Here is a 15,456-nt window from a genome sequence, read left to right on the forward strand (position 1 = left end):
TGGGGACGCCCCACTTCTTCTCCAGAACGACGTTGCGACCCTTGGGGCCGAGCGTGACCTTGACCGCATCGGCCAGCTGGTTCATGCCGCGCTCCAGGCCGCGCCGAGCCTCCTCGTCGAAGGCGATCATCTTTGGCATGGGGATAAACCCTCCTGAGGCTCATGCCTGCGGGGAGGAGTGCCGGCCGCCAGCGGGGCCAAGCAACGAAAACGATGGGCCACGTCCTGGCCCAGGCACCCGTCGCGCCAGAGGTTGGCACTCGACCTTACCGAGTGCTAATCCCTGTATAGCCCTCAGCGCCTCGGAAAGCAACGTCGTTAAGACCCGACACGGCGGCCGGTGCGATGAGGCGGCAGGTGCGACAGTGCGGCGTTGATCGCTTGTGGTTACGGTAAGGGCATGGAATCCGGTCTGGGCCATGACCATGGCGGACACCGCAACGACCACGGCTGACACCGCCACGATCACGAGCGCCGGAGTGGACACGAGCGCCGGGACGGACACGAGCACCGGGACGGACACGAGCGTGGCGCGAGCGGGCGGTGGGCACGGCTTCGCGACGGCATCTCGGACTGGTCGGTGGACACAGCCATGACAGCGCCGACCAGATCGACGATGCGCTGGAGGCGGACGCCGCCGGCCGGCGCACCCTGCTGATCAGCCTGGCTGGTCTCGGTGTGACCGCGGGCCTGCAGGCCGTGGTGGTGGCGCTGCCCGGGTCGGTCGCGCCCGGGCCGAAACCCGGACGAGCACGGCAGGAAGTCCGCCTCGAACACCGGCTCGAGAACCATCTTCACCGCCGTCTGCACGACCCGGTCACGGACTGTGGGAATCGACAACGGCCTCTGCCCGGAAGAAGACCCGGGCTTCGGGATCAACACCCGGCGCATGGGCGCCGGCCGCCACCGACCCTCCTTCAGACCACGAGGCGATGGACCCGCGAAGGAATTCGTCCGCTGACCCCCCGAGATCCGCCATCATGCCGAGGCTTTCCAGTGCTTCGTCAAGAAATTTGCCGCGATACAGCCGGGAATCGTCACGATTCGCCGCTTCCCAGGCGCCGGCGTCCGCAAGGAGCTGATCGCGCGCGCGTAGTCGAGCCTGGTTATCCGCGATCCAGGTCTGAAGCCTCGGCCACTCGCGGAGAAGCGCTTCGTGAATGATCTCAATACTGTCCTGGTCGACGCTGACCAGTCGACTCTCGACCAGCACCTGGAGGGCGATCCGGTACTCGTTTCCTTGAGGTAGATCGGCGGTGCGTAATCCGCGCCGAACGGCTTCGCCGTTTGCTCCGACCCGTACCGTGCATCCAGGCTTAGCGCTGTGGGGAGCGGTCCTGGGTGGAATCGAGGAAGGCGAGGAGTCGATTGTTGACGTCGCTGCCGTGCTCGAAGCCCGGTCCGTGGCCGACTCCGGGCAGGATCTCGGCGTGGCCGTGCGTCATGAGCGCCACGCGGGCCTGGACGCGGGCGGGGTGGAGCAGGGGGCTGCGTTGCCCGATCAAGACGAGGGCCGGGGTCTGGATGGCGCGCAGGTCCTCGTCGGACAGCGGTGCGGGCGCGGGCCGGCGGGTGCGGAAGGTCCGCGCGCCGGTCAGCAGGACCTTCCTGAGTTCCGGGACGAGCAGGACCGGGTTGTCCAGCCAGACCGCGAGCCGGCGGCGTAGCGGCGCCGGGGTGAGGCCGGCCATCCCGTTCAGGTACATCAGCCAGATGAACCGGGCGCTGACCTTCTCCAGCCCGCCTGGGTCGAGCGCGGTCACGCTCACGAGCCGATCCGGGGCGTGGCGGGCCTGGTTGAGAGCCAGCCATCCGCCGTAGGAGTGCCCGATCAGATGCGCCCGGTCGACATCGAGGCCAGCGAGGGTCTGATCGAGCCAGGCCGCGCTGTCCGGCGGGTCGTGGATGGGCCGGCGGGCGACGCTGCGGCCGGGATCACCGAGGGTGTCCAGCGCGATGATCGGGCAGCGGGCGCCGAGGGCGGCCAGGAACGGGTACCACTGGACCGCGTTGGAGTTGGCGCCGTGCAGCAGCACGACCGGCACGCCGGTGCCGGAGCCGTAACGGTGCACGTGGGTCGTCCCGAAGTCGGTCTCGACGTCGGCTTCCGTCCACGGCGTCGGCCACAGTGCGGCGAACGCCGCGTCGTAGGCGGCCAGGAACCTGGCACGCTGCTTGTCGCTGCGGAACCGGCCGACCGCCGGGTCCTCCTGAGCTGTCATGATACGGTTGTACCACGAAAGGATGCGATGCCGAAACGGGTTGACCACGAGCAGCGCCGCCGCCACATCGCCGACGCGCTGCTGCGGGTCGCGGCCACACGTGGGCTGCACACGGCCGGGTTCCGGGAGGTGGCGGCCGAGGCCGGGGTGTCGGTGCGGCTGGTCCAGTACTACTTCCAGACCAAGGAGCAGCTGCTGCTGTTCGGGCTGCGCCGGGTGGGTGAGCAGTTCGCCGAGCGGGTGCTGCCGCGCCTCGCCGCCGCCGGGCTGCCTGCCGCGGGCCGGGAGCGGATCGAGTTCGTCCTGCTCGCGACGCTGCCCCTGGACGCCGAAAGCCGGTCGCTGCACGTCCTCTACAACCAGTATTTCGCGCTCGCGCTGACCGACCCCTCGCTGGCGGCCCAGCCCTACGGCAGCGACCCCGACGCCCTTGAGGCATGGCTGATCAAGCAACTGCGCGCCTGCCAGGCCGACGGGCGCCTCCCCCCGGAACAGGACCTCGCCGACGAGGCGCTGGCCATCCTCGCCTTGGGGGTCGGGCTCGGCGACGCCATCCTCGGCGGCCGACGATCAGCAGACGACGCCCGACGCGTCCTCGCGCGCCACCTCGACCACCGACTCGGCCCACCTCGCTGAACGGCGTGCACGCAGCTCGGGCGGTGCAGGCCGGCAACCGGCGCTCCAGGCTCCCCCTCGTCCGCCGTCCGCCGTCCGCGCCCGTGTCAGCCGGCGGCCGGCGTACTCGCTCCGAGGTAGAACTCTGATCCCCATCGGGCACCCACCGTCGCGGGAAACGGTTCGACGCGGACATAAGCCCCCACGTGAGGCGCGTCCACCATCATCTCCTGGCCATTCTGGATACCAAGGAAGATGCCGACGTGGGTGACCTCGGCTGGTCCGCCACCGAAGAACACCAGGTCCCCCGGCAGCAGGGGCCAACCAGCTGAAACAAGCGGGCCGGCGATGTACTGACCCTGCGCTGTACGAGGGATCTGGACACCCGCGGCGGCATAGGCGGCAGCCGTCAGACCACTGCAGTCGAACCCGGGCTCGCCATTACCGCCCCAGACGTAGGGCTTACCGATCTGCCCGCAAGCGAACTGAACGGCAGTCAGCGCGACGCCAGAGCCTACTTGTCTACTGTAGGTGACCCCACAGGAAGGGGCAGTGCCCGGTGGATGGGCTTTCGAGAAATCCGTGGTGGACCGCTTTGGCGATCAGCCGCGGTGTACGGGGGGCCGGGTCACAGGGCGGCGGGGTTTCGCCAGAGGGTGGTGTAGCGGGCCGCGGAGTTCGGGTTGCGGTAGATGCAGCCGGTGCTGTAGGGGCGGTTGAGGTTGGAGCCGAGGTTGCCGGCGTCGCAGTTGTTGAAGTACGTCTCGTAGAGGAATCCCTGCCCGGCGCGGGCTGTCATCCAGTCGCGCATGAACTGGATGTAGTCGGCGTTGTCGCCGCCGCCGTTGTTGCCGGAGCCGGAGGCGACTCCCCATTCGCCGATGCCGAAGGTCTTGCCGTGGGCGCGGGCGAAGTTGTAGAGCCAGGTGATCCCGCCGATCGCGTTGGCCTGCGTGTTGAAGGCGCCGAGGGTCGGGGACGGCGGGTACTGGTCGTACGCGTCGATGCCGATGTTGTCGACGTAGGCGTCGCCGGGGTAGATGTCCAGCGGGTTGTGGCTCGGCGGGAGCTGGGAGTAGTGGGCGTTGATGGTCCAGTCCATGATCGGATCCGGGTTGGCGGTGGATCTGATCGCGGTCGCGATATGCCGATAGCAGTTGACGTAGTCGGTCGCGTTGATCGCGGACCATTGGAACCAGTTGCCGTTCGCCTGCCAGGCCAGCCTGATGATCGAGTTCTGGCGGCCGGTGGTGTTGAGGGTGGTGCCGAATGTCCGCCAGTAGGAGTCGTACGCCCCGGTCGCGCAGGTCGCCAGTGAGGATTCCGTGTTTTCCGGGAACGGTGGTACCGAGATGACCAGCCGGCCGGGCCAGCCGGCGAAGTTCGTTTCCGCGAAGGACGGCTGCACGATCGACGCCCAGCTGTCGCGGGCGACGTAAACGTGGGCGAGGTCGCACAGGCTTCCGCGGTAGGCGCAGAACGCGTCCACGTCGGCGGGCGTGATGCGGGGGTCTCCGTTGACGCCGGACAGCCACGGCTGGCCGGAGCGGTTGGGGCTACCGGGGGGCAGTGGGTTGACGGGCGGCGTGGTGGTGGCCACGACTGCCCGGTCGAACCCGACGGCGGTCGAGTCGGACGCGGCGTTGCGCTGCCCCAGGTTGAGAATCTGGACGATGTGTGTGCCGTGGATGAGCGCCGGCGAGACGAACAGTGGGGCGACGCTGGACGTGGCCGCATAGGTATCGACGATCGTGGCGTTACCGAAGTCGATGGAGATCGAGGCGCGACCGCCGTGCGGTTCCCTGATTCCGTAGACCGTGACCTGAGTTCCGGTGAAGCGCACCGTGGCGACAGCGCCGGCGGCCGAAGAGTAGCGGAAGCTGTTGTTCGGGGTGGGTGGTACGCATCCCCCGCACGCCAGCCAGGTACCGGTGTAGGAGACCTGGTCCACCCCGGTTCCGATCGTCGTGTCCTCGATCGTCTTCGAGAGCTGGTCGATCGGTGGGAGAGTCGTGTCGGTGAGCGCCTCGGCGCGGTCGAACGAGACGACGGTGGCGCTCGCCGGCGGGGTGTTCTGTCCAAGGTTGGTCAGTGTCGCGGTGTGGGTGCCGTTGGTGAGTACCGGCGACGTATAGATGAGCCCGGCCGCGGCCGGTAGCAGGTAGGTGTTGATCGTGATGGAGGGAGCGCCGTCGACGCTGACGGCAGCCAGACCACCGGCGGGCTCCCTGACCCCATAGATCTTCAGCTGGGTGCCGGAGAAGTGGATCGTGGCACTCGCGCCGGCGTTGGTCGAGTAGCTGAAGCTGTTGTTGGGTGTGGCCGGGCTGCACCCGCCGCACACGGTCCAGTTGCCGGCATAGCTGACCTGGTTCGGCCCGGTGCCGACGCTGGTGTCCTCGATTGTCGCGGTCACGACCGGCGCCGCGTGGGCCACGCCGGGCGCGATGACCAGCGCAGGTAGCAGGAACGTAGCCATCAGAGCGACCCGCGGGAGGACATGCCTGCGCCCGCGGGACCCCGGGCGGGCCAGCGGTGGATGGGTCCGCCGGGCGAGCGCGGCACGCAGGCGACGGCGCGCGCGATGCCAGCCGAAGCTGCCATGCGCGCTCCGTCCTGTCCCTTCCTGGTCGGCAAGCGTTCGCATCAGATGGCACTCCTGTCCGCTGCGCTCGAGCACCCGCCTGGTCGAACACCCTGGGTAACTACCGTCGGACTGTATGTGCTAGCGCTGTCAGCCCACTGGTGGCGACACCGGGCCGGAGAGTCGGACCGATTTGGACCAGAACGCCACGTCCGCGACCAACAGTCGCGCCAGCTCCAGCTGGTGGCCATCTACTGGCCAACCATCACGGTGAGAAGGGCGTCCTCGAGCTGCTCGTCGCGCGACTGCCACACGGCGCCGGCAGACCGGTCGAAGTCGCGCTCGCCGCCGGCTTCGAGGAACATCCTGGTGGCCAGGCCGCGGTGCTCGCCTCCTGCCAAGCCGCCGCCCGGATCGCGGACGTGGAACTGCGCCCTGGTCTCCGGTGGCGGGAGATGCCTACCTGGCTCGCCGGCGCCGCGGTCACCGTCGTGCCGTCGCTGCGCGAGACGTTCGGCAACGTCGCCGCCGAGTCGCTGTCCGCCGGCAGGTAGCCAAGGTGAGGTGATGGCAGTGGCCCGTTACCCCTGGAATTCTCACAGGAGGAGTTCCCATGTACGTCCGTGAATCCTTTTCCTCGTTGCGGATGAAGGTCGCCGGGTTTCGTGCGGAGCGTGCCCGGCGGCGCGAGCTCGCGGCATTGCTCGCCCCCGCCCTGTCGCCGTTCGTCCGCCAGGAGCTGTACGCGATGCTGGTGCACGCGCTGAGCACGCCGGCCGGCGTCGCCGCTCTTCCGACGCAGCGCGCCGCCTCGATGAGTGGCGGTGTCCGGACCGAGGTCACGGCCTCCCGCTGATCTCGCGCCGCCCCGGATTCCCGGTCGCGCCGGCAGCCGACGCGGCGGCGGCGAGTACGGTTCGAGCTCGCGCTGGTATTCGGCGAGCACGGAGAGCATGCCGAACATGGCGCGGCCTTCGGCGGTGGAGGTGTCGATGCCCTGTTTGACGACATGCAGCCCCACCTGGCGCTCGCGGAGTTCGGCGCCGAGGGTGACGAGGTGTAGCAGGGAGCGGCCGAGCCGGTCGAGGCGGGTGACCTTGAGGGTGTCGCCGACGCGCAGCAGCTGCATGACGAGGCCGAACTTCGGCCGGGAGGCCTTCGCCCCGCTGGCGATGTCTTGTCGACGCCCTCCGAGGGGTGCTGGGCGGCTTGCTGGCCGGGTGTCGACAGACGACCGTTTGCCGACACTTCCGGGGCCGACGTCAGTCGGTGGTGCCGTACCTGAGTCCGTCCAGGGCGAGGTCGAGGAGGCGTTCGGCCTGCTCGCGCTGTTCGGGCTTTCCTGAGGTGAGGGCGACGCCGGTGAGAGCGGCGAACAGGACGGCTGGGTTGATGTCCGAGCGGATGGTTCCGGCGGCGGTCGCGGCGTCCAGGAGCGAGGTGAGGGCGGTCATTATCAGCTCGTGGCTGTGGGTGTAAGGGTTGACGCCGGAGTCGATGACGGCGCGAAGGGCCTCGGCCATCCCCAGTTTCGCGGTGGCGTAGTCGATGAAGCGTCCCATCCAGGCGCGAAGCGCCTCGCGTGGCGGCATGGCCGCCAGGAGGTCGGGGGCGGCGTCGCACAGCCGGCTCAGTTCGTTGCGGTAGGCGGCCTCGATCAGCGCCTCCCGGGTCGGGAAGTTGCGATAGAGGGTGCCGGAGCCCACGCCTGCTTCCTTGGCGACGCGCTCGAGGTGCGCCTCCAGCCCGTCTTCGGCGAAGACGCGCACGGCCGCGGAGAGGATCTTCTCCCGATTGCGCCGCGCGTCGGCCCGTAGCGGTCGCTCGGTGTCCGTGGTCACGGGCGAGCCCCTTCCTCATCTGGATGAAGTGGAGGCGCCTCCACAGTTGCTAACTGGAGGCGTCTCCAGTTATGGTGGGGAGGAAGCGGCGGCGCCTCCACTTTCGAGTGTAGGGCACCTCCGCCATCGTCTGCATGGTGCGGGCACACCCTCCCAGAGGAGAAGCAATGAGCCTGCCACTCGAAGGCAAGGTCGCCGTGGTCACCGGCGGTGCGTCCGGTGTCGGCCTGGGGATCGCCCTGGAGCTCGTGGACCAGGGCGCCCGCGTGGTCATCAGTGCGCAGAGGCCGCTGGACGAGGCGGTCGCCGTGATCGGCCCGAACTCGTCGGGCATCGTGGCCGACGTCACCAGGCTCGCGGACGTGGAGGCGGCGTACCAGGAGGTCATCGCACGGCACGGACACCTCGACGCGGTCGTGGCCAACGCCGGCGGGCGGATCGCCGACCCACGCGAGATGGGCAAGGCCGCGGCCTTCCTGTGCAGTGACGCCTCCAGCTTTATTACCGGCATCGAGCTGTTCGCCGACGGCGGCATGGCGCAGGTCTGAGCGACCGGGCCGTGGCACGCGCGCCCGGGTCGCCGGGCGCGCGTCACCCCGCAGACATCCCTTCCCGGGCCTGGGCGTCGTCGACGCCGTCGTGCCGGCCCGCGAACGCCCGCGATCATCGCCCTTCTTTTCTCGGGCCCAGGCGCGACCGCCGCCCCGCGCCCTGCTCACACTCTGTCGGCCCCGGAAGGCCAGAACAGGACCCGCCATGTCCACAACGCAGCTCAGCTCTGCCGCCACCCCGTCGACGTCGTCCGCCCAATCGCCTGCCAGATCACAGCGCGACAGCCGTCGCGCGGCGGTCGGCATCCTGATCGTGCTGGTCGGGCAGCTGATGCTCACCCTCGACGGCACCATCGTCACCGTGGCCCTGCCCAGCATCGGCACCGGCCTCGGCCTCGGCCCGTCCGCCCTGTCCTGGATAGTCAACGCCTACACCCTCGCCTTCGGCGGCCTGATGCTGACGGGCGGCCGGCTCGGAGACACCTACGGCCGGCTACGCATCTTCCTCATCGGCCTGAGTGTCTTCACCGCGTCATCGCTGCTCGGCGGCTTCGCCCAGAGCCCCGCCCTGCTGATCGCCGCCCGCGCGGCTCAGGGCATCGGTGCAGCCCTCGCCGCACCCGGTGTGCTCGCCCTGGTCACCACCAGCGCCCGCGACGACGCGGCACGCAACCGGGTCCTGGCCCTGTTCGCCGCCGTCGGCATCGGCGGCAGCACCCTCGGTCTCCTCCTCGGCGGCGTGGTCACCGAAGTCGGATCCTGGCGCTGGACTCTGTTCATCAACGTCCCCATCGGCATCGCCGTGCTCGCCCTCGCCCCGCGGTTCGTCACCGAAACCCCGCGCAACCCGGGCCGCTTCGACCTCATCGGCGCGCTCTGCGCCACCGGCGCGGCCGTGGCCGTCGTCTGGGCACTGATCGGCGCACCCGAGCACGGCTGGGCCTCCGCGCGGACCATCGGCTCTCTCACGGCCAGCGTCGCCCTCCTGACCGCACTGACCGTCACCGAACGCCGCGTCGCCCACCCGATGCTGGTGCCCTCCATGCTGCGCGACCGACGCCGCCTCGGCGGTCTCGCCGTGACGACCCTGGTCTTCGGCTCCCAGATCGCGACGTTCTTCCTGGTCGTGCAGTACGTCCAGCGGGTGCTGCACTTCGGCCCCATCGCCGCCGGAGCCGCGTTCCTGCCGATGACCATCGGCATCTTCGCCATGGCACGCATCGCCCCCAAGCTGGTGGCCCGCTTCGGCCAGGCCCCACTGCTCATCACCGGCACCCTCGGCCTCACCGCCAGCTACGTCTGGCTCAGCAACATCGACACGACCAGCGGCTACGTCACCGCGGTCCTCGGCCCCCTGCTGATCAACGGCGTCTCGGCCGGACTGACCTTCATGCCCGCGGCCTCCCTGGTGATGGGCGGAGTCGAGCCGCGGCACGCCGGATCGGCCTCCGGCCTGCTCCAGACGGTCCAGCAACTGGGCGGCGCCATCGGACTCGCCGTCATCGTCTCCGTCTACACCGCCGGAGCTGTCCCCGGCCAGTTCGTCCCCGGCGCCCGCGCCGCGTTCCTGACCACCGCGGCATTCACCCTGGTCGCCTCCACCCTGGCAGCCCTCATCCTGCGCCCCCGCCGACGGACCCATGCCGACACCAACTGAAACACCACCGGACGAACCGGCTCCCCACCATCGTGGGAAGCCGGCTCGTCCGCCGTTCACCCACCCACGGGACGGGCGACCAGATCAGCGCATGTGACAGCCGGGAGCTCGTCAGGTCATTGAAGTCGATCCACAAATCAAACGATCCGCCGGCTGACCTTCGCCACCCGGTCATCCAGCGTCAGCGGAGCCCGGAGCCGCGAGCAGGTCATACGCTTAGGCGCCCACTGATGCGCCACCTCGAATTCGAAGAACGCACCCAGCGGATGATCCTCTTGAGGCTCGGCGTCGTGTCGCTGCGCCCGCAGCGCCGCCGCCGATCGTGAGTAGAACGTCGAGAGCTGGGCGCGGGATGAGTTGGCCTTCCTGACGGTGGGCTCATCGCCCGGCGGGTTTCAGCGTTGGCCTGCCGGGTCTCGTCTAAGGCGACCAACGCGCCGGCAACAGCGACCAGTGCGGCGGCAGCGGTCAGCAGTGAGGTGGTCCCATTAGCGGTTGCCGTACGCCGCGCGGGCAGCGTCGATGTGCGCCAGGTGCGTGATGCTCCACTCCAGCAGCGGTGCGGTGGCCTCGCGCAGGGTCCGGCCCATCGGGGTCAGTTCGTAGCTGACGTGCGGCGGCATGACGTTGTGGACCGTGCGCGTCAGGATCCCGTCGCGCTCGAGGTCGCGCAGCGTCGCTGTGAGCATGCGCTGGCTGATGCCGTCGATGGCCCGCTTGAGCTCGGTGAAGCGTCGCGGCCCGTCCTTGAGCATGCGCACGATCAGCAGCGCCCACTTGTCCCCGACGATCCCGAGGACTTCGCGGGCTTGACACGGGTCCTGCATGGTTACCTCCTGAGAACCGGGGCACCGAAAAGTGCCGTATTGCCCGGTGCGCGTCGTGTGGATCACGATGTTCTCGGTTACCAAAGGGTACCGAGGCACGAGGAGGAACCGCACGACTATGTCCACATTTCTGTTGGTACACGGCGCCTGGCACAGTGGGCGGAGCTGGGACCGGGTGATCCCGCTGCTGGAGTCGGCCGGGCACCGGGTGCTCGCGCCGTCGCTGACCGGTTATGGCGACAAGGCACACCTGCTGGGCCCCGAGGTCGGGCTCGGCACCCACGTTGGCGACGTCGCCGACCTGATCGAAGGCGAGCGTCTCGACGACGTCGTGCTCGTTGGGCACAGCTACGCCGGGATGATTATATCGGGGGTTGCCCACCGGGTCCCGGAGCGGATCGCGCATCTGGTGTTCCTCGACGCGATGGTTCCCGAAGACGGCGAAACCGCGGTCGATGTCCTTCCAGTCACCCAGCAGCTCATCGACGTCGCGGTAGACGGCTGGCGGGTTCCGCCGATGCCGGAGCAGCCGCCGCCGCTCGGCTTGTTCGGGGTCACCGATCCCGAGGACGTCGCCTGGTTGCGCTCGATGCTGTCGGACCAGCCGGTGCGGTGCCTTCAGGAGCCGGTCCGGTTGGACGACCCGGCCGCGCGCACGATCCCGCGTACGCACATCCACTGCGTCGGGGGTCGGCCGGCGGGCATCACCCGGCGTCCCGTCCCGGCAGGCGAGCGGGTGCGGGAGCTGCCGACCGGCCATGACTGCATGATCACCATGCCCGTCGAGCTCGTCGGGCTGCTGCTCGAGGCAGCCTAGCGACGGCCTGGCCGCCTGACCGTCCTCGGATCCGAGGTCCTCGGGTACTACCGTGAGTACGGGCGTGCCTTCCCGACCGACGCGCCAACGTCGGCCTGGCTGAGACCTCAACCTCGATCACCGGGAAGGTACGCCCTCCCCAGCCGATCCACAGGTCTCAACCATTGCTCCGCCGAATGTGCTGGCGGGCCTGTCGAACTGTCGCGGCCGGCGTCGGCCGCCGCTCCACGGCGTATCCGAGGGCATGATGGCGGGTCTACGCCGAGGAGACGGTCGGCACGCTGCTGGATGTCGCCGAGGCCACGGGCCGGGTGCGGCCGAGTCTGGGCCATCCGTGTTGGTGAGACCTGAGCTCAGGGGTCGCCGAGGCCGGCGCGGCGGGCGGTCAGGATCGCGGCGGCGCGGTCGGCGGCGTGCAGCTTCGCGAGGATGTTGGAGACGTTGTTCGCGACGGTCTTCGGGGTGAGGCCGAGATGGCGGGCGATTCGGCCGTTCGGCCAGCCGTTCGCCAGCAGCGCGAGCACCTCCCGTTCCCGGTCGGTCAGCTCGGGGAACGGCTTCGTCGCGGGTCGTGGGTCGATGAACGTCCGCAGCACCCGCTGTGCGATGTCCGGCCCGAACACGGCGTCGCCGCGCGCGGCGGCGCGGACAGTGCGCACGACGTCCTCCTGCTGGGCGCCCTTGAGCAGGTAGCCGCGGGCGCCTGCGCGCAGCGCGGCGAAGACGAACTCGTCCTCGCCGTACATCGTCAGCATCACCACCGCGACCGACGGGTGCGCGGCGGTGATCCGCCTGGTCGCCTCGACGCCGCCGATCCCGGGCATCTCGATGTCCATGAGTACGACATCCGGGCACAGCCGCCCGACCAGGCCGACCGCGTGCTCGCCGGAGGTGGCCTCACCCACGACGGTGACCCCGTCCATCGAGTCGAGCAGCACGACCAATCCGTCGAGGACGATGCGGTGGTCGTCGACGATGACCACCCGGATGTCCGCCGCCACGCCGTCGACGCCGTCGGCGACCGCCTCCGGATCGAGACGGCCAGCGCCACCGTTGGTCTGCGTCATCCCGCGCTCCCGGCCAGCTGGGTGTTCGCTGCGTCCTCGACGTTCGCATCGTAGACATTCGCTTTGTTGGCGTTCGCTTTGTTGGCGTTCGCATCGTTCTGTGCAGCCGGGCGGTCGGGCGCGTCCACCAGCCGCGAGACGCCACCGGCGGCCAACGTGCGCGGCAGCTCGACCACGACCCGGCCACCGGCGGCGGTAGGCCCGCCGCTCCAGGTTCCCCCCAGCGCTGTCGCCCGTTCCCGCATCGAGGTCAGCCCGACCCCGGGCGTCCAGGAGGCAACGCTGGCCGTACCGCCCGCGGAACGGCGGGCCTGGCCGTCGTCGCGGATCTCGATGGTCAGCGCCTCGGCGCAGCCGATCGTCACCTCGCAGCGGGTCGCGTCGGCGTGCCTGGCGACGTTCGTGACGGCCTCGGTCACGATCCGGTAGGCCGCGACCTCGACCGCCGCGGGCAGCGGCGGCAGCGCATCCGGGGCCGTCAGCGTCACCGGCAGCGCGGCGCCGCGCAGCGTCTCGCGCAGCGCCGCCAGCAGGCCGAGCTCGTCGAGGGCGGGCGGGCGCAGCGCGTAGACAAGCCGGCGCAGGTCGCCGAGCGCGGACGTGAGGTCGCGGCGCACATCGACGAGCAGGTTCGTCGCCCGGGGAAGATCCCGGCCAGCGATGTTACGGGCGGCATCCAGCTTCGTCGCGGCGGCGGTCAGCACAGGCCCGAGACCGTCGTGCAGGTCATGGCGCAGCCGGCGACGTTCCTCTTCCGCGGCGCTGACGATCCGCTCCCGGGAGCGCATCAGCGCCTCGGTGAGCCGCACGTTGCTGGCCGCGACAGCCACCTGCCGGGCGATGTCAGTCAGCAGCCGGCTCTCCCGCGCACCGAGCGCGCCCTGCCCCGAACGCAGGCCCAGCACCAGCGCCCCGATGTCCTCGCCCTGATGTACGAGTGGGAAACGAGCGGTGGCCCCACCTGGGAAACGGTCAGCCTCGTCTCCTGCGCTGCCGGTGTCCGCGTACGTGATGGCCCGGACCGACCCGTCGTCGCCGCGCAGTTCCACGGTTGCGCGCGGCAGGCGCAGGGTACCGGCGAGCGCCTCCACCAGACTCGGCAACAGCGCCTCGACACTGCCGGCGGTTTCCAGCCGGGCCGCGACCCGGGTCGCCACCGTGTACGGCTCATCCCGCTCGCCATAGAGGAAACGGTTGACGATCCGCTGCACCCGCGAGTGGGCCGGAGCAAGACTGAACGCGGCGCCGAGGGCGGCCGCCACGGTCCAGGGGCCGCCGACCGCCTGCCCGAACGCGGCGAGCACGGCCACGCCGGCCACGTACACCGCGGCCACGAACGCGGTCAGCAGGACGTAGACGAGCGTGCGGTTGAGCACGACCTCGATGCCGTACACCCGGTTCGCGAGCACCACGGCGACGACGACGACCAGCTCGACGCCGGTGCCAACGTTGGCGATCATCGTGCCGGCCGGCAGCGCCACGACGAGCGGCGTCACCACGATGGCGATGGCATTGACGACGGCCAGCCAGCGCAGCACCCGGCGTAGCTCGCCCTCGGCCCGCAGCCAGCGCACCACCATGACGACCGACCCAAGCAGCAGTCCCGAGGCGAACAGAAGCACCGGCAGCCAGCCGGGGAAGGGAACGCCGATCGGGTTGGTGACGTCGGTGTATTTCGGCGGCGGGTCGACGAGCCTGAAATCCCACAGCGGTCCGGACAGCCAGCCCACGGCGCACAGCCCGATGCTGACAGCGGCAAGCCAGCCAGTCCGTCCGCGTGGGAACCGGCCGTAGGGAAAGGTCGCCCAGGTAGTCGCCAGCACGACCGGCTCGGTCGCCTCGAACGCGCCGCTGAGGATCCCCACAGGTACCACGCCTGGCAGGTCGTGCCCGCCGTACACCGCGGCCATCGCCCAGCCACTGCCAGCCGCGGCACCGGCGTGGGCGAACGCGGCGGCGAGCGCCAGCCAGCCGAACGGCACCTCCGGCCGCCGCGACGCCAGCAGCCAGCCGGCGACCAGGAACGGGACCGCGAGCGTGAGCTGGCTCCAGCCGTAATTGCTCGCCGAGTCCCCGCCCGGCGTGGTGACCCCACTCGGGGTGGCGAGGACGAGCACCACGCCGACCGCGACCAGCGCCAGCAAGGCCAGGGCGAGGGCATGCGCGAGCCATCGCCACCGTGACCGTGGCTGCAACGGCCGCGGCGGGTCCCCACCAGTCACATCCACGCCAGCTCCCCCGCGCCTGTTCCCTCGGTGCAACCCGTGGATCGCACCCGGTCGGACCAGTGTGGGGCACGGCGGTTCCCGTTCGTGCCGGGAAATCCTCCCGACCGCCGTGGGAACGCGCACCGGTGCCGGCGGGAACGAGCCGCCCGAATGATCGCCCTGCCACCACGACCGGTCAGCCGGACCGGTCCGGCCAGGATCCGATCAGGAGACAACGATGAAAACCCACAGCATCGCCGGCCCGGCCCGCCGTCGATGGACCGTCGCCGCCAGTGCCCTCGGCCTCGGCGCCCTCGTCCTGCTCCCCGCCTGCTCCGACTCGGCCGCCTCGCCCGCCGCCGCAGGTACGCCATCGTCCACGTCCACGTCCACGGCCAACGCCACCCAGACGGCCTGCGCCGCCGCGCTGGCCAGCGACTGGGTCAACATCCCCGGGATCGATCCGGATGGCCCGCCGGCGTCAGCAGCCGAGTTGGCCGCCTGGGCGACACCGCTGCAACCCCACATCACCGCCTTGCGCGCCGGCGTTCCGGCAGACCTGACGAGCAAGGTCGATACGCTGGCCACAGCCGTGCAGGGCGCGACGGAAGGCAAGCCGGTCCCGACCGAGGACGCCTCGCTGCAGGCCGCGCTCACGGCCGTCAACGCCTGGGCGCACGACTCCTGCGGCTACACCACGCTCGACGTGACCAACAGTGATGGCACCGGCCTCGCCGGCGTGCCGGCGACGCTGCCCGCCGGCCCGGTGGCGATGAAGTTCGCCAACACCGGCACCGACCCGGCCAAGGCCGGCTTCATCCTGCTGCTCGGCAAGGTCCGGGACGGCCAGACCGCGACCGCCGCCGACGTGCAGTCCCGCAAGGTCAACCTCGAGGACATCGCCGACATCGTCGCCGTGGCCCAGCCGACCGGAACCGACCCCGCGTACGGCCTGACCACGCTGCGCCCCGGCCGCTACATCGTCTCCACGCCTGTCGGGCCGCCCCCGGAGTTCGCCACCATCCTCGCCACCGGCTTCGAAGTCAGCTGAGCCAGCGCCCGCCGTCG

15 protein-coding genes and 1 pseudogene are annotated in these 15,456 nt (G+C 70.2%); 6 read left to right on the top strand and 10 right to left on the bottom strand.

All coding sequences use genetic code 11. The annotated features are described in order from the left end of the window. Positions 1–817: 817 nt before the first annotated feature. Both AC6EXY_RS27820 and AC6EXY_RS27825 read right to left on the bottom strand, forming a co-directional pair. On the bottom strand, positions 818–1,369 hold the full coding sequence (locus AC6EXY_RS27820) for an nSTAND1 domain-containing NTPase (protein ID WP_499842433.1): 552 nt from the start codon (positions 1,367–1,369) through the stop codon (positions 818–820). Then, entirely contained in the window at positions 1,317–2,222 is a 906-nt protein-coding gene (locus AC6EXY_RS27825) for an alpha/beta fold hydrolase (RefSeq protein ID WP_499818690.1), read from the bottom strand. The genes AC6EXY_RS27820 and AC6EXY_RS27825 overlap by 53 nt, the downstream gene beginning before the upstream one ends. 27 nt (positions 2,223–2,249) lie before the next feature. On the opposite strand from AC6EXY_RS27825, the gene AC6EXY_RS27830 reads away from it, so the two are divergent. After that, positions 2,250–2,858 (top strand): TetR/AcrR family transcriptional regulator, encoded by a 609-nt coding sequence (locus AC6EXY_RS27830; protein WP_499818689.1) that lies wholly within the window; start codon positions 2,250–2,252, stop codon positions 2,856–2,858. A gap of 86 nt (positions 2,859–2,944) precedes the next feature. Here AC6EXY_RS27830 and AC6EXY_RS27835 read toward each other — a convergent pair whose 3' ends face one another. From AC6EXY_RS27835 to AC6EXY_RS27845, 3 genes are all read right to left on the bottom strand, one after another. Then, the gene (locus AC6EXY_RS27835; RefSeq protein WP_341477226.1) at positions 2,945–3,337 is read right to left on the bottom strand and encodes a C40 family peptidase; all 393 of its coding nucleotides are present in this window, start codon (positions 3,335–3,337) and stop codon (positions 2,945–2,947) included. 128 nt (positions 3,338–3,465) lie between these two features. Beyond that, on the bottom strand, positions 3,466–5,484 hold the full coding sequence (locus tag AC6EXY_RS27840; protein ID WP_499818688.1) for a glycoside hydrolase family 26 protein: 2,019 nt from the start codon (positions 5,482–5,484) through the stop codon (positions 3,466–3,468). 188 nt (positions 5,485–5,672) lie between these two features. After that, entirely contained in the window at positions 5,673–5,822 is a 150-nt protein-coding gene (locus tag AC6EXY_RS27845; protein WP_165818380.1) for a hypothetical protein, read from the bottom strand. 212 nt (positions 5,823–6,034) lie between these two features. Here AC6EXY_RS27845 and AC6EXY_RS27850 point away from each other — a divergent pair, with 212 nt between their 5' ends. Beyond that, positions 6,035–6,277 carry a hypothetical protein gene (locus AC6EXY_RS27850; RefSeq protein WP_133150667.1) on the top strand — a complete coding sequence of 81 codons (243 nt, stop codon included), beginning with the start codon at positions 6,035–6,037 and terminating at the stop codon, positions 6,275–6,277. 75 nt (positions 6,278–6,352) lie between these two features. Here AC6EXY_RS27850 and AC6EXY_RS27855 read toward each other — a convergent pair. Both AC6EXY_RS27855 and AC6EXY_RS27860 read right to left on the bottom strand, forming a co-directional pair. Beyond that, a pseudogene (locus tag AC6EXY_RS27855) lies at positions 6,353–6,595 on the bottom strand (recombinase family protein); the annotation flags it as partial. 88 nt (positions 6,596–6,683) lie between these two features. After that, positions 6,684–7,262 (bottom strand): TetR/AcrR family transcriptional regulator, encoded by a 579-nt coding sequence (locus tag AC6EXY_RS27860; protein WP_101831966.1) that lies wholly within the window; start codon positions 7,260–7,262, stop codon positions 6,684–6,686. Positions 7,263–7,429: 167 nt separating this feature from the next. Between AC6EXY_RS27860 and AC6EXY_RS27865 the strand changes: the two genes are divergently transcribed. Both AC6EXY_RS27865 and AC6EXY_RS27870 read left to right on the top strand, forming a co-directional pair. Then, positions 7,430–7,810: an SDR family oxidoreductase gene (locus AC6EXY_RS27865; RefSeq protein WP_101831967.1), complete on the top strand. Its 381-nt coding sequence runs from the start codon at positions 7,430–7,432 to the stop codon at positions 7,808–7,810. 208 nt (positions 7,811–8,018) lie between these two features. Further along, positions 8,019–9,470: an MFS transporter gene (locus tag AC6EXY_RS27870; protein ID WP_499818687.1), complete on the top strand. Its 1,452-nt coding sequence runs from the start codon at positions 8,019–8,021 to the stop codon at positions 9,468–9,470. Positions 9,471–9,958: 488 nt separating this feature from the next. Here the strand turns inward: AC6EXY_RS27870 and AC6EXY_RS27875 are convergent, their stop codons facing one another. Continuing rightward, positions 9,959–10,297: a winged helix-turn-helix transcriptional regulator gene (locus tag AC6EXY_RS27875; RefSeq protein ID WP_101832385.1), complete on the bottom strand. Its 339-nt coding sequence runs from the start codon at positions 10,295–10,297 to the stop codon at positions 9,959–9,961. A 118-nt stretch (positions 10,298–10,415) separates the two neighbouring features. Here AC6EXY_RS27875 and AC6EXY_RS27880 point away from each other — a divergent pair, with 118 nt between their 5' ends. After that, positions 10,416–11,114, top strand: a complete 699-nt coding sequence (locus AC6EXY_RS27880; RefSeq protein WP_101832386.1) for an alpha/beta fold hydrolase — start codon at positions 10,416–10,418, stop codon at positions 11,112–11,114. 353 nt (positions 11,115–11,467) lie between these two features. Here the strand turns inward: AC6EXY_RS27880 and AC6EXY_RS27885 are convergent, their stop codons facing one another. Next, positions 11,468–12,181, bottom strand: a complete 714-nt coding sequence (locus tag AC6EXY_RS27885; RefSeq protein WP_101832387.1) for a response regulator — start codon at positions 12,179–12,181, stop codon at positions 11,468–11,470. Then, positions 12,178–14,409, bottom strand: coding sequence for a sensor histidine kinase (locus AC6EXY_RS27890; protein ID WP_499818686.1), 2,232 nt, complete (start codon positions 14,407–14,409; stop codon positions 12,178–12,180). Before AC6EXY_RS27890 ends, AC6EXY_RS27885 begins: the two co-directional genes overlap by 4 nt. Positions 14,410–14,626: 217 nt before the next feature. Between AC6EXY_RS27890 and AC6EXY_RS27895 the strand changes: the two genes are divergently transcribed. Further along, positions 14,627–15,439, top strand: a complete 813-nt coding sequence (locus tag AC6EXY_RS27895; RefSeq protein ID WP_101832389.1) for a hypothetical protein — start codon at positions 14,627–14,629, stop codon at positions 15,437–15,439. The last annotated feature ends 17 nt before the right edge of the window (positions 15,440–15,456 follow it).

It is taken from the genome of Frankia sp. RB5, assembly GCF_059816245.1.